This is a genomic window from Paenibacillus sp. FSL R10-2748 (assembly GCF_038005565.1).
Taxonomy (GTDB): Bacteria; Bacillota; Bacilli; order Paenibacillales; family Paenibacillaceae; genus Paenibacillus; species Paenibacillus polymyxa_B.
The window spans coordinates 527893-543441 of sequence record NZ_JBBOTK010000004.1 but is presented as its reverse complement, the minus strand read 5'-3'; the positions used below and the strand labels follow the sequence as shown (position 1 = coordinate 543441).

Genomic DNA, 15549 nt, shown 5'->3' with positions numbered 1-15549 from the left:
AGATCCTCCTAGAACTTTCTCTTACGAGCAGCCTCGGACTTTTTCTTGCGCTTTACGCTTGGCTTTTCATAATGCTTGCGTTTCTTCACCTCAGCCAATACGCCATCCTTAGCAATGGAGCGTTTAAAGCGACGAAGTGCAGCATCAATTGTCTCGTTTTTGCGAACTTTAGTTTCAGACACCAGTTTTCCCTCCCTCCGACCAGACCGTCCAAGAGCAATAACACGGTTCATCAAATTTTATTATAGGTGAAACGGAAACCAGGTGTCAACCTATAAGAAAAAATGAATACATAAAGGGCCTTTTTTCTCCATTCACATCCGTATTACTGAAAAGACAAGCTCGGTCATTTTTTAAGAATGTGAGTCCGAAATACCTGTCAAGGCACCCAATTTGGCGCCGCCCAGTAAGTGATAATGCAGATGCCCCACCGCTTGTCCACTATCTGGGCCACAGTTGTTAATCAACCGATAGCCAGACTCGGCAATTCCTAACTTTTTCGCAACCTCAACCGCAACACGATGAATCTCCGCGATAAGAGGAAGATCCTCCTCTGTCACAGCGTTCATCGAAGGAATATATTTTTTTGGAATAATGAGCACGTGTACTGGCGCCGCAGGCTGGATGTCATGAAATGCGAGCACATTGTCGGTTTCCAACACCTTCTTGCTGGGGATGGTTCCATCCACAATTTTCAAAAACAGATCGTCCATTCAAAACCCTCCTTTGGCAGTGAGCCGATCATAAGCAAATAGACAAAAACAGCCCTTGCTCTCGGCATTCAAAGTTATGTATTTCCCACACTGAATAGAAACATATACAGCCATGTTTGGTTATACTTATGTTTCTTTATGTATCATAACGGAAAAAGGGTCTTAATACCAGTTTCCCTTACTAACTTCCTCTATAATAGCTTTCACCCCTGCATCAATTTGATCCAACTGTGCGCGCGAAATACTTATGCGCAAAAATTTCTCTTGTTCCCTATAGCCTGATAAATAAAAGCCTTTGCCAGCTACAACCTGGATGTTCCTCGCGGAAAGACACTGTACCAAGCGTTCCAAATTCACCGTCCGAGGCAGTTTAAACTGCATATAAACTCCTGAAGTTACAGCTGAAGTCTGAACGTATCCGGCCTGATTGTATCGTTCCACAGCCTTGTTAAGAGCACGAACGCGCTCCGAATACAGTTTATATATCGTGTGCTTGTGGCGTTCATACATTCCATTTTTAATATAAATATCAAGCGCCGCCTGAGACAAAATAGATGTGTCGACATATCTTTTATAAGTGTTAAACGTCTTCAATAGGACTTCTGGCAATACCGCAACTCCTAATCGCAAGCCGGGGAAAATGATTTTCGAGAAGCTTTTCAAATAAATAACATGGTGCGTCTGGTCGTATGCATAAATGGGATCAAAAAGATGATCGGCCCCCAAATCTGCCATATAGTCATCTTCTACGATGTACACATCATATTTGGCGGCTAAGGCAGCTATCGCTTTTCGCTCCTCTGTGTTGTAAGAGACTCCTAATGGATTATGATATCTTGACATGGTATAAAAAAACTTGATGCTCTCGTTCTTAAATTGATTCTCCAATTCGTGAAAATCCATACCTTCCGCTGTCCGGACGATGGTACTGACGGGAATGTTCTCTTCCTCCAGAAAACGCAAATATATATCGTAACTTGGCTGCTCGACCAAAACCTTTTCTTTGCCATTGGGAAACGGCATTTTAGCGAGTATCTCCAATGCCTGCTGAACACCCGAAGTAACGATAATCCGATCCATTTTTGCAAACACCTGAGTATCAGCCAAATGGGAAACCAACGTATGACGCAGTGTTTCCAGCCCTTGCGAATCGCCATAAGTGAACAGATGATATTTGTAGGTGTCAATAGCCTGATTCAAACAATGTTGGAAATCCAGATAAGGGAATACATTCAAATCCGGGGAGGCCGAAGCAAAATCAACGGAGTCTTGAATATGGCTATGGTGTAAATCGCCCGAATTTTCCACTACATAGTATCCACTTTGCGGTATGGAATAGATGGCGTGTTTCTTTTCAAGTTCAGCATATGCCCGCAGAATCGTGCTTTTGCTGCACCTGTATAATTCAGAAGCCTCACGGACCGACGGCAACTTGTAACCTGATTTATATTGTCCCTCGCGAATTTTAAGTTCTATATCCAATAAAATTGAAACGTATTTTTTCACAATATCCTCCCACCTGCTCTTTACATACTCATTACATGCTCATTTCATTACATGCTTATTCCGTCTTATGTTTCTTTACACGCTAGATGTTACCATGGTTTATGAATAAACAGGATACCTCATTTCATTGAACTGTACTAATACAGTTTCAATCATTGGATCATATTCGGGATGTTTTACGTGAAAAAGAGGCTGTTTCTTCATAATGGAAGAAGCAGCCTTGCATGGTGATAATGTATGGATGCGCCTTAAAGTCACTTGTACTGCACAAGAACTGTAGGCGGGAGAGAGCAGGAATTCACTATGTCTGACGACTAAGAAAATAGGATTAGTAATAAGGCAGCAAGCTAATTGCTGTCAACGCTGCAAGTGGCAGAATCAAACGATTAAAGCGACGGCGTCCGTATGGGAACCCATATGCATAAGCGGGTGCTGGATACGGGTACGGGTACGGGTACGGATACGGAGGATAAGACGCATAGCCACCATAAGCACGGGAGCCGCAGCCACAATTATTAGGCGGATATGGGAGATTAACATTGACATTCTCCATCTCGTCTCCACCCATAGGAACGGCTAAGTATATCTTTTCATCATCCACATGCTCTACAATGCCGTCATACATTGTCCCGTCCTTCACCCATACGCATACATAACGATGCATATGCTTTTGACATAGTGTTTTAGCATCCGTCTGTTCCGGTGCTGTAACTTTTTCGGTTGTCATGCTTTTTTCCATGGTTGTTTCCTCCTAGGCTCTTGCATGTATACCGTATGTTATTCAAAAACGGGCTATTTGCTACATCAAATTGGGCGAATTCCGGCTTGCAAAAAAAAAGAAGCACCCCGGGAGCTCTTGGCAGAGCCCCTCTGAACGGACGTATGATGGGAAGATTTCTTCCGCAGCATACGTCCGCCGGGGTGCTGTATGATTAACTTGTCGGCTTGGCTGTATTATAACAATAGTTTGAAACTGTATCTGTGACCTGTATCACATTGCTTCAAAAAGTTTCCATAACCACACGTGAGCCGCCTCCAGCCTGCTCTGCTGGCAGAACAACTAGCTTGCGCGGAAGACGGGCCCGTAGTTCAGGCACATGACTAATCACACCAACAGACAATTGATCGTGGTGCAGCTTTTCCAGTGAGGTGATCACTGTGTCAAGCAACTCAGGGTCCAACGTTCCAAAGCCTTCATCCAGAAAGAAAAATTGCAGAGGGTATTGGCCCCGCAATTGAATTTGAGCCGACAGCGCAAGCGCAAGCGACAAGGAGGTCAGGAACGTTTCGCCACCGGACAAGGTCGATACCGGACGTTTGACCCCACCGTTGGCATCGTCACTAATGACAAATCCACCGCTGGAATCTACCTCTAGCGCGTAACGCTGCTTGGTCAGAAAACGCAGGCGGCGTGAAGCCGACTGACTGACCTGCATGAGCTGCTCCTCGGCAATATATTCAACAAAGGCATTGCCGCGAAAAACAGACTGGAGCTTGGACATTTTTTCCGCTTCGCTACGCAAATGTATACGATTGGACTCCAGCTTCATCCAGCGGACGTGCCGATGCTGCAAGTCCTCTAAATCACGCTCAGCCTTGGCGCGATTCTGAAGCGCCTCTTCGTCGCGTGCACGGCAATCACGTAGCTGTGCAGTGGCCGTTTCCCACTGTTCCTCTGTTACCGTTGCTCCATTCAGCTGCTCTTTGACATGTTTTAAGCGGGAAGACAGCTCTTTTTCCCGTTCTCGATGCAAACTCACTTCACGCTCATAGCGTGTGGCTTCTTCCGGTCCCAGGCAGCATACCATGACCTCTGCTTCCGTAGCGAAGGAGGATGCTTCCAGACGGCTGCCCCAACGGGACTCTGCCATCTGCCGTCTTTCTTCTGCCGAGTCGGAGGCCTGCCGGGCAATCAGTGAAGCATGAACGGCTTGCTGCTTGCGTTCTTCCGCTTCGGTACGGCGGCGTGCCGCGGCTTCAGCTCCGTTTTTCAGTCCCAACAGTCGCGAGGTCGCTTCTTCCAGCAATGAAGCCGCTTGGCCATCTCCAACCCACTTTCGGAGCTGTGCTAGCTTTTCACGAAGCGAATCATCTTTGCTTTGGAGCCCTGTACGGCGGGCAATAATGATTTTGTCCTCCTCGATGATACTCTGCTGTATCTGTTGAACACGCGCCGCCTTTCCTTCGAGGAAGGTCACACTCGTCTCCAGCCGGGACCGCAGCTCTTCCGCACGCCCGTCGCGCTCCTGCATGGCGCGGTAACGCTCTGCAGCTTCGCTCGGAGCGACATCCATTAGCTGCGCCGCCCATTCAGCGCGCAGCCCCTCGCTGCGCGTGGTGCATGCCTCGCGCTTGCTGCGTGCCTGCGTCAGCGCTGCAGCTGCTGCCTCCTGCTCGGCGGCAGCACGGATACGCCGCTGCTGTCCGGCGGCGTCTGCCTCGCGCAGCGCTTGTGCCTCGGCAGGCAGCATATGCGCACGTGCGGCTAGCTCTGCCGCAGCACGCTCCAGCGCCGTGCAGCGCTCCGCCCAAGCGGCGGCACCGCGCGGCTCTGCTGGTGCTGCCGCAGGCGTGAAAGGCTCGCCTGTGGCGGCAGCGCCGCTGTCTGCGGTGGCGGGCTGGGCCAGCAAGCTGCGCTGCTCGTGCAACTGCTGGCGCAGTGTGAGGCGCAGCTCCTGCAAACCAAGCCGCAGGCGGTGCAGCTCATCTGGCGCAGCGGCATCCGCGCTATGCGCCGCGACGACGGCAGGCGCGGGGTGATGCAACGAGCCGCACACTGCGCACGGCTCGCCTTCGCGCAACTCGGCAGCGAGATGCTGAGCAAGACGGCCCAGCATCTCGGCACGGAGCTCGTGGCGCAGTTGCTCTTCCTCGGAGGCCAGTGACGACATATCGACGGTGATCTCTGCCTCCAACGTCAGCAATGCCTCAATGCCATCAGCTGCCTGTGCAGCAAGGGCAGAACGCCGTGCCTCTGTCTCCTGTGTCTCCTGGTCCGTCAGCTGTAAACGTTCGTCAGCTTGCGCAAGCCGATTCTCCTGAGCGGTGTACTCCAGTTCAGCTTCACGCAATTGCTCATTCGCGACTTCCAGCTGTTGCAGCCGTTGCACAGCCTCTTGCAGCATACGCCGCTCATCTGCCCGCACTTCATTTTGCTTTAGCTCCTGTTGAAGCTCTTGCTGTCGCTTCAAGCCTCGCGTCTGTAGCTCTTGTTCCTTTGCGAGTCCTTCTGCATGTTCAGCAAGGGTTTGTTCGCTTTGCACAAGCTCGGCCGCCAGACGTTCCCGTTCGGTCCGCAACGCTTCCGTATCACGCTCCAGTTGAAGCGCCTGCTCTAGTTGGTCGATCCGAAGCAATAGCTTCGGTTCTTCGGCACTGAGTGCTTGCCGGGCCTGCTCATCTGCTTGCGCAGACACAAGCGCAGCCTCCTGCGCGGTAGCGGCCAGGACTTCCATTTCTTCGGCAGTCTTTTGCCGTTTTTCCGCTTCAGCAATGGCTTCCTTCCAATCCGTCAGCGCAGGCAGCAATGCCTCGGCTGCAGTTGCTTGTCGAAGCTTGCGCTCCAGCAAAGCAATGCCCGGCTCCTGTGCTGCCAACTGCTCCAGCTCGTTCGATCTTTGGCTGAGCTCGATGACCAGCTCACGGGTTTTGTTTAGCGCCTCCGATTCACGTGAGACACGCTCTAGCTCGCGACGCGAAGCTTCTGCATTGGCAATCGCCTCTTTGAGACGCAACTCTACATGTTCAAGCGCTTCAGCACTCGCATCCCCCAGCCCTTGCTGCTCCGCCTCTAACGCTTTCAGTGCGCTATCGTTATCTTTCACACGACGGCTTAGCTTCTGTGCAAGTTGATCTCCGTACTTCTCCAGATGGAATAAACGCTGTAGCATCTGTCTACGTTCACTGCCTTTTAAGGACAAGAATTCCGCAAACTTTCCCTGCGGCAATACAACAGCTCGTGTAAAATCGTCCATTTTCAGGCCGATATACTCCTCTACACAGCGCGTCACATCCTGCACCTTATCGGCAAGCACTTCCTCGCCATCCTCTGTTAACGCAATAAAACGGCTAAGCGTATTATTAACCGATACGCCTCCAGCACGTTTGAAACGTCGTTCTACACGGTAACGACGAGGCCCTTGAGCTGACATTAATTCAAACGTAAATGCAACAGACAACGTATCCTCAGCATGATTCATAATGCCTTGTGTACCATTCACTGCCCGCTCCACTTTACCGTACATAGCCAACGTAATGGCATCCAGCAGCGTTGATTTTCCACTACCCGTTGGGCCAAAAATTCCAAACAGTCCAGTTTCGGTCAAATCGTCAAAGCGAATTTCCTGTGACTCCCGGTAGCTTTGCAACCCCGCCAGTTTTAGAAGGATTGGTTTCATGCGTCATCCTCCTCAGCGTGCTCTCTTGCATCATCCTGTTCCACCAGTTCCAGAAACAACTGCACTAATCCGTCATCTGGCTGTGCTCCACCTGTCTGCCGCTGATAGAATGCCCGGAACAACTCATGCACTGGCAGTTCTGATCGTTGGTGCTCCAGCTGTGCGGCAGCCATTTCTGGATACATTGGGCGAATATGAATGATGCCTTCACGGCTTTTGCGCAGCCGCTGAATATCTCCCATCGACATCGCTTCATCCAGCGTAATTTCCAGATCAATAAAGGCATCGGCATCCAGTCCTTCGTCCAGCCAGCGATATACTTCCTCCAGACCTCCCCGTGCACGCCACCTCACTAATGGGCGTCCACTGGTAATATACAGTTCCTCGACCTGAGCAGGCTTGCCAGCAACCACGTCAATTAACGTAACCGATTTGGCTTGTCCGGCTTCGGAAAAGCTATAAGCCAGCGGCGAGCCACTGTAACGCATCAGCCCGTCTCCCTTCACATATTGGGGACGATGCAAATGTCCTAGAGCCGTATACTGTGCCCCAATGCTCAAAGCAGACGGATCTACGGTATACGCCCCCCCGACCTGAATCGGACGTTCCGAGTCCGATTCCAGCCCGCCGAGCACATAAATATGGCTCATCGACAAATTAACGGTGTCAGGCCGAAATGCTGTACCCAGCTGTGACATCAGCAAGCCCACACGGCGGCTGTATGCCTCGCGCAATACTGTTTCATCTCCGTCTTCAGACAATAGCTCGTTCAGACGAGACTCGGAGGGATATGGCAAGGCTGCAATGCATGCCATTTCACCCGTTCGCGGTGTATGAACGCGTACCGCTTCCCCATGGGGCAGTCCCAGCAATGTAATTCCGCGCCCGCTCACCAGCGGTGTGACCGAGGATACCCTTTCCGGCTGATCATGATTGCCCGCAATGACGACTAGTGGTCTTCCTCCAGCCGTAAGACGGGCAGACGTTTCATAAAACAATTGCTCGGCTGCGGCCGATGGATTGACTGAGTCGTATACGTCTCCAGCCATCATAATCAAATCGGCCTGCTGATCGTCAGCCATTTTCGCCAATTCTTCCAAAAACGCCTCCTGCTCCTTTAAACGGCTGCGTCCTTCCAACGTGCGGCCCAAATGCCAATCACCTGTATGCAAAATCCGCATGCTATTCCTCCTCTCCCTATCTATATAACTACAGCCGTACACTCTCTCCAGCTTCTAAAAAATACAGCCACTTCTCAGCAACCTTTTTGCCTGTAATCTCTTCGATCACACGGGCATACAGCTCCAATTGAAATCGATATTGGTCTGTTAAATGGGACAGTGTACGATATTCAGATATCCGATCTGTTTTATAATCTACCAGTACGAGTCCTTCAGGAGTTTCAAATAGACAGTCAATAATCCCGTTCATCAGCACCTTATCGCCGTCCTGTCTACCTTCCGAATCTGTTTCTTGTCCTGGTGACATCGATGGTAAGCTGTGGTTCCAGTATTCGGTTGCCCGCATGGTATAAGTAAACGGAAGCTCTCTTTGAACATGGGATGCTCCCAGCATTCTGCTACCCAGCTCACTAGTGAAAAAGCGTAATATTTTATCCGTATCTAGCGCCTCTGCATGAACATCCAGTAACATACGCTGATTGAGCAAACGAGCCTTGGTTTCCTCAATAACTTCGGCGCTCATCCCCCCATCTAGTGGCAAATGCAGCATCAACGTATGATAGACTGTTCCTCGTTCCGTTGGAGTCAGACGCTGATTCCCCATAAACTTAGGTCTGCGCAAGTGTAATTGACTTCCCCCAGTGTGAGAATCCTCCCGATCCTCCGGTAACTCTGCTAGTAGGGAGGTAGATAGATTCAGCCAATCGTCCGAACCCATCTCCTGCATTTCCAGCCATCTTTTCATCTCAGTAACCGATGTATTGGCTGCCGTCTTGCCAGCCCGTTCATACGGATAAATCCAGGAAAGAGCAGCTTCAATATCCGTTTCACTCTCTTCGTTCAAGTCGATTAGCTCCGCATTTCTCAGTGCTTCTGTCTTCTTTTGGCGCTCTTCTCCCGACACCTCTTCCTCATGATCTGAGTTCACACGAGAGCCGGAAAGTGTTTCCGAGGCCACGATTTTAAATAACCAGTCTGTTCCCAGCATATGTTCCAGCCTGTGATAGTACCCATCCTGATCACCTGCGGCTTCCCTCAACAAAGTAGCAGAAGGATGCCGAATCAAAGCGGGACCTACCCAGTCCAGATAGCTGCGGCCTGCCGCCAGCATATAGTCTGGTAAGACAATTTCCGTATGTTCTTTGGCACGTGCCCAACCCGCTGCGCGCGAAGCGAGATCCTTCACGGTTCCGGTCATAATCAGCTTTTCGCGCGGACGTGTAAGCGCCACGTATAACACCCGCATTTCCTCAGCCAATAGCTCCAGCTGTGAGCGTCGGCGGATCGCTAAATTAGGCAGCGTAGGGTAGCTGACACGATTTTGTTCCTCCACATATTTAGGACCAAAGCCCAACTCCTTGTGCATAAGAAACGGCGCATTGAGATCCTGTTGATTGAACATTTTTGCTGTCCCGGCAATAAACACGATAGGGAATTCAAGTCCTTTACTTTTATGAATGGTCATAATGCGAACAGCCTGATCGGGTTCAGTCCCTCCGCTAATTGATCCTAAATCACCGCCTCGCTCCCGTAGACGGGAAATGAAGGTCAGAAATCGGAACAATCCTCGGTTGGACGTAGAAGTCTCATACTGTCTCGCTCGGTCATATAGCGCCCGCAAATTGCTTTGACGCTGTGAGCCGCCAGGCAGTCCACCGACCCAATCCAGATATCCTGTTTCCTCCAGCACATTCCAAATCAATGCACTTAAGCTACCTTGTCTGGCTTCCTGCCGCCAGGCTTCCAAATTACGCAAAAATGAACGTAGTCGGGCAGACAACGTATTCCCGTCATTTCTATTACCAAAGTCAGATGAAGATAAAGAGTCCTCTGGGAAAATATCCAACTCCATGATCTCAGCTGAAATCCCTTTTTCGCTTTCTTCCAGTGGGTCAGCCTCAGCCGCCGCCAGCAATGCGCCATAAAACAATCCATCCGGCTTCTCCAACCGAATTTGTGCCAGTTCATCTTCGGTCAAGCCGACAATCGGCGAACGAAGCACTGATGCAAGCGGGATATCCTGCTGCGGATTATCAATAATGTGCAGCAGAGACAACATTACCTCAACTTCCGTTGCTTTAAAAAAGCCTGTCGTCTGCTCCCCGGAGGCCGGAATGCCCTCAAGCCGCAGTTCCTCCACAATTAGGGGGGCCCACACGCTTGCGGAACGAAGCAAAATGACGATATCACCGTAGACTGCCGGACGCATCGCTTTTAATCCTCTGTCGTAAATCAACAGTGGTTGTCCAGTGTCTCCGGTCAGTTCTTTAATCCGTTGCGCGATCGCACGAGCCTCTAACTGTGCCGTTTCTAACTCCACAAGCTCAGCCAGCTCACTTTCCTGTAAAGCAGATTCGTCCCCCGTTTCGGACAGCTCCGAAGCCTCAGAAAGACCATGTCCACCCTTATCAACTAACAGCAGCTCAGGTGCGTATACAGATGCGGCGTCTTGATCCGACTGGTCGGGATAGGATGCGCCGTGTACCAGCCATGCTCGTTCATCGTACTCAATTTCCGCCACATCCACACTCATAATCTGGCGGAACACCAAATTGACCGCATCGACAACTTCCTCCCGACTGCGGAAATTACGCGCCAGATCAATTAATAAGCCATCTTCCTGCTCCTGCATGCCGTACCGTTGATACTTATTCAAAAACAGACCCGGCTCCGCCAGCCGAAACCGATAAATACTCTGTTTCACGTCGCCCACCATAAAACGGTTACCCGGTTCCTCCCGTGATACCAGCCTGACGATATCTTCCTGTACGGTATTCGTATCCTGATACTCATCCAGCAGCACCTCGTCAAATTGCGCCTTATATTCGAGCGCAGCGTCGGAAGGTAGTAGCTTGTACGGAGTAGAATCGGGATGTCGTAATATTTTCAGACAATAATGTTCCAAATCCCCGAAGTCCACCAACCCTTTTGACTGCTTGTGTTGTAGAAATCGTTCCCCGAATACAATCACGGTTTCTACCAATTCGTCCATCAGCGGAGCCGCGGCGTGCAGCTCCTCCCAATAGGCTTCTGCTCTCCTGCCAAACAGGGAAGCCTTCATATCTGTAATCATTTTTTTGGCTGCTTCACGCAGCGTTTTAACCCGTTCCTGCAATGCAGGCTCGGTCTGATCTTTTTTGACGGGCTTGAGCTTACCGAAGGAAGCTGTCTGAAAATGATCATATAGAGATGCCCACGGCTGTGTCTCCAGCTCCTGTAACAATCCCTTCACCATCGCCGCATCCTCTTGCAGCGTCACGGCATAAGGTGCAGGACCGCCGGGCTGCATAGCTGTTTCATGCGCCTGTTCCAGCAAGCTCGCTGCTCCACGCAATGAAAGTGCAGCATCCGCCAAAATACTGCGAACCCAGGGAGTCTCTCCCAAAGCGGCTACATCCTGTACACGAAATGCTGCCGCTGTCTCCCGCAGCCAATGTTCTGGCCACGGATGACTTTGAGAAAAATCATACAGCCGCTGAACAAGCACGTACATTGCATCATCGGTGCGTTCTCCACTAAACCAGTCGACCAGTCTGCGGAATGTACTGCCTTCATCATGAGCCTCATATTTCTCCTCAAACAGTTCTTCTAGAAGCTCCTGACGCAGCAATTCTGTCTCATGCTCATTCATAATCCGAAAACCGGGATCAAGGGGAATGGCCTGATAATGCCTGCGGATGACCTCCATACAAAATGAGTGAAGCGTCGTAATCGAGGCCCGATTCAGCAACGATAGCTGGCGGCGTACATGCTCACTTTCCGGTTCCTGCTCCAGTACACGTTCCAACGCTTCGCGTATCCGTTGACGCATTTCGGCGGCGGCTGCCTTCGTAAAGGTCGCTACCAGTAACCGATCCACACTGAAGCCGAGCTGGGGATCGACGATTTTACGAATAATACGCTCTACGAGCACCGCTGTTTTACCAGACCCTGCCGCTGCCGCGACCAGCATGTTATTACCAGATTCCGAAATTGCACGCCACTGGTCATCACTCCACATACTGCCTTCCGGCTTCGGCATGCCTTTAGTGTTTGACGTGCCTATCATTGGTCCATTCCTCCTTTCCCTTCCTGTGTATGACCCAGCAGATTCCAGATCTGATCCTTACCGGGTTTACCCCATTGATTGTAGCCACTACCGTCCAGACTGTCGTCAAATTGACAAACAGGCTTAAAAGAACAGAAGGTACAAGCCGTCTCTTGCTGGATACGATAAGGTTCAATGGCCACATCGCCCTCTGTCATCCGTGTGCCAATCGTCCGGATATTATGACGTACCGAAGCTAGCAGGCTGTCCCACTGTTCCGGCGAAGCAACCGAAGCACTGCTATAAAAACTGCCGTCTGCTTTCACCGCAACAGGTAAAATAGAGGAATATCCCTTGTCCAATGCTGTATCCATTTGCCCAACTACATCCCGATCCGCGAGCAATAATCCCTTCATCTTAAAACGTTTTAAAAGCTCCTGACGGGCCTGTTCTGCGCTAAGACCGTTAGGCGACTGCAACATCGGATTGTGGACGTGAAAATACAGTGTACCCGCTGGATAAGCTGTCTCGCCCAACCATTCCTCCGCCGCATTCAGCAGCACATCCAGGTAGGTGAGCATCTGCAAGGACAGGCCATAGTACACTTCATGCAGCTTGAGATCCTTTTGGCTAGATTTGTAATCGATGACACGCAAAAGTAACCCCTTTTCTCCCTCTGCCACATCTACACGGTCAATCCGTCCGACAATTTCCATTACAACGCCGTTATCTAACCGGAAGCTTAACGGAGGAAGCTGCTGACCCGGCCCAAAGTCTAACTCCAGCCCAATCGGCTCAAAGCTACCTCTTCGCGCATGTTCACCTAAAATCAACGAGGCACGGCTCACGATGTCTTTCAATTTACGCAAAATGTAGCCATACCGCTTGGAGCTCATTAAAATCTCGCCTTGCAGACGAGGAGCCAAACGCTCCACTGTACTTTCCGCCTCTTGGCGGCATTCCTCCGTGCTGAGACTGCCCCAGCTGACATTGCGTTTACGCAAATTGATCGCCATCTCTCCAAGCGCTGCATGAAATAATTGTCCGATATCCGGGGCCTTCAGGCGATACATTTGACGTTCCTTCAAACGAAGACCGTGAGAGGCAAAGTGCGAAAATGGACATGCCACAAAACGTTCCATACGAGATACGCTGGTACGCAGCTTGCTGCCGTACAGACGGCGGCTCGTTTCCTTCTGCATTTCGGCATGGTTCTCGTAAAAAAGTGAGGTCAACAGCTGACGCAGCTTGTCCTTCTCACGCCCTTGCTGGCTTGCGTACCAGTTATATACCTCCCACCAAGGGGATAAAATGTCACCGCCACGCCGCCAATGCCGTAATTGCGCAATGAGCTGCGGTAAAGCCTCGGACGGATGAGAAGCATACTCCCATTGCGTCGTCCAAGCATCCCCAGGCAAAGGGTATCCAGCCAGTGGACGCTCGTCCAGACTAGGAAACAGGTGCCGCACATGTCGTACTAACTCAGACGGCAGCAACGACTTCCCTTCTTCATCAGTCACTGCATAGCTCATCCACAGGCTTTTACCGGCTGAAGTAAGGGCCGTATAAGCGAGAAAACGTTCGTCCAACAGACGTCTTGTCATATCCGGCGCCAGCTCTACGCCTCGTTCGTTTAATGCCGTACGCTCCTGCTCATTCAGCACACCGTCCTCATGGAACACAGCCGGCATCACACCTTCGTTCATACCTAGTACAAAGGCATGTTGAATACCGGACACACGTGTACGGTCCGTGTTTCCGACTAGAACCTGATCCAGAGCTGGCGGAACAAGTCCCATACGGAACTCAGCCAATCCCGTTTCCAGCACACCCGCAAACAAAGAGGTATCCAGCCTCTCATCACCCATCATTTCGACAATTTGATCCAGTAGTTCAAGCACCGCATCCCATACTTGACGATGCTCCTTCGCCTGCTCAGGTTTTCCTGCTTCCTCTGCCTGATGAATGAAGGCGTCCAGCTTGTGGCCGATTTCTGCATCCTCCAGTAACAGATATACCGCTTCACACTTCTCAAGTGCAGTTCGTGCCTTGCCGACACGTTTCTCAAACGCACGTAAAGGCGTCACGATCACATCCCGGCACAGTTCCATCAAATCCAACGTTTCATCCCGTTGACGGCTCCGTTCCTGCTCCTCCAGCTCCAGTGACAAGCTGGGCACAGCCTGCCACGGGCGACCGTCTGTCCAACGGCTGCCTTGTATTCCGCAGGCTAGTACATAGTTTTCCAAACGGTCCATCTCCTCACGGCTCACCCGACCATCCAGCGGCAGGAGAAGGTCTGTTTTGACCGCACGGAATACATCCTCATATCGCCAACGACGCTGCACGATATCCAGCGAAGCCCGAATCAATTCCACTAAGGGATGATGCAAAACACTTCTCCGCTGATCCAGAAATACTGGAACCTCATATTGTTTGAATATCGGTTCCACCCATGGCTCATAATCTTCAATATGACGTACAAACAGGGCCATCTCCCGATAACGAGCGCCCTCATCTCGGGCCAGACGACGCATTTCGCGTACAGCCCCTTCCAGCTCTGCACGGCGATTAGCCGCAGTGTACAGTTTTATGCCTTCCGGCTGTTCTTCTGTCCACTGCTCTCGTAGCTGCTGCAGCCGCATCCATTGTTCCTGATTCCGTAACCCTGTACGATGTTCAAAGTTAGCCTCCAAATACGCCAACGCCGGACGCTCCTTAAATCTCGGCAGCGGATCAGGGCGCAGTAATTGTGTCTGCGTCTCTATCATCAGCTCGTCTGCCATTCCTTTGAGCTTTACATACGTAGCCGCTGAGGGATGAAACAAATCCAGCTCATGCGGAAGCTGTCCGCTCTCGTAGCTGCGGTTGCAAGTCAGCGCCACCGTCAACGAAGAAGCGTGCAGCATAAGCTGCTCCACCACCTTGTATTCATGTGGTGTAAACCTGCGGTAGCCATCCATCCAAATATCTGCCCCACGCACAAGGGAAGACTCAGCAATCTGTTCTGCCAGCATGCGCAGCGTATCTTCACCGTCAATATATTTAAGCGTCAGCTCTCGTTCAAAATCCTCATAGATTAGACTGATATCTTTGAGCTTGCCGCGCAAAATCGGAGTTGACTCTCCAGCAGCGTTCATTCGCTCCAGTTGCTCCGGTACAGACCGAGTATCATTTCCATACTGCTTTAGCTCCGTAAACAATGTATTCAACCGATCCACAAAGCCGAGCTGGTCTCCCGAATCCTTAAACAAACTCAGTTCATCCTTGCGACGACGAATAATTTTATATAAAAGCATCTTCTTGCCTTCTTCCGTTACAGGCACCAGTGCTGAACCCCCGGTTTCCTGCATAACTAAATAGGCAAGACGATGAAATCCCATCACTTGGGCGCGCACCGACCCCTGAATACCGTTTCCGGCTTCTGTAAGTAACGCATGCTCAGAAGCAAATGACGATTGCTCCGGTACAAGTAACAGCATAGGCTTACCTAGCGGCTCCTCGCGTAACATAGACGTCATTTCATTGCGGATTAACGTACTTTTACCACTCCCAGAGCGGCCAATCAACAAGCGAACCGACATGATGCGGCCTCCTTTCCAACGAACAACATTCTATTAAACAGTATAGCATATCAGGCAAGGGAGAAAAGAACGTACGTTTGCCATGTTGTAGCAATTCTTCCTCCCTCTAAAAAAACAAATCAGTCCCGCAGATTGGCTTGG

General features: G+C 50.7%; 8 protein-coding genes. All 8 read right to left on the bottom strand.

Features of this window, described 5'->3' with window-relative positions; translation table 11 throughout:
• Positions 1 to 8 precede the first annotated feature (8 nt).
• Positions 9 to 182 carry a 30S ribosomal protein S21 gene (gene rpsU / locus NSS66_RS15435; protein WP_005547957.1) on the bottom strand — a complete coding sequence of 58 codons (174 nt, stop codon included), beginning with the start codon at positions 180 to 182 and terminating at the stop codon, positions 9 to 11.
• A 171-nt stretch (positions 183 to 353) separates the two neighbouring features.
• Complete coding sequence (locus NSS66_RS15430) at positions 354 to 713, bottom strand: histidine triad nucleotide-binding protein (protein ID WP_025722131.1); 360 nt, start codon at positions 711 to 713, stop codon at positions 354 to 356.
• Positions 714 to 875: 162 nt separating this feature from the next.
• Positions 876 to 2219: an aminotransferase-like domain-containing protein gene (locus tag NSS66_RS15425; RefSeq protein ID WP_053325788.1), complete on the bottom strand. Its 1344-nt coding sequence runs from the start codon at positions 2217 to 2219 to the stop codon at positions 876 to 878.
• Positions 2220 to 2547: 328 nt separating this feature from the next.
• On the bottom strand, positions 2548 to 2958 hold the full coding sequence (locus NSS66_RS15420) for a hypothetical protein (protein ID WP_068942383.1): 411 nt from the start codon (positions 2956 to 2958) through the stop codon (positions 2548 to 2550).
• Positions 2959 to 3220: 262 nt separating this feature from the next.
• Positions 3221 to 6616, bottom strand: a complete 3396-nt coding sequence (locus NSS66_RS15415) for an SMC family ATPase (RefSeq protein ID WP_340959306.1) — start codon at positions 6614 to 6616, stop codon at positions 3221 to 3223.
• On the bottom strand, positions 6613 to 7797 hold the full coding sequence (locus NSS66_RS15410; RefSeq protein ID WP_053325790.1) for an exonuclease SbcCD subunit D: 1185 nt from the start codon (positions 7795 to 7797) through the stop codon (positions 6613 to 6615). The genes NSS66_RS15415 and NSS66_RS15410 overlap by 4 nt, the downstream gene beginning before the upstream one ends.
• 28 nt (positions 7798 to 7825) lie before the next feature.
• The gene (addA, locus tag NSS66_RS15405; RefSeq protein ID WP_340959304.1) at positions 7826 to 11845 is read right to left on the bottom strand and encodes a helicase-exonuclease AddAB subunit AddA; all 4020 of its coding nucleotides are present in this window, start codon (positions 11843 to 11845) and stop codon (positions 7826 to 7828) included.
• Complete coding sequence (gene addB, locus NSS66_RS15400) at positions 11842 to 15408, bottom strand: helicase-exonuclease AddAB subunit AddB (RefSeq protein WP_340959302.1); 3567 nt, start codon at positions 15406 to 15408, stop codon at positions 11842 to 11844. The genes addA and addB overlap by 4 nt, the downstream gene beginning before the upstream one ends.
• Between the last annotated feature and the right edge of the window lie 141 nt (positions 15409 to 15549).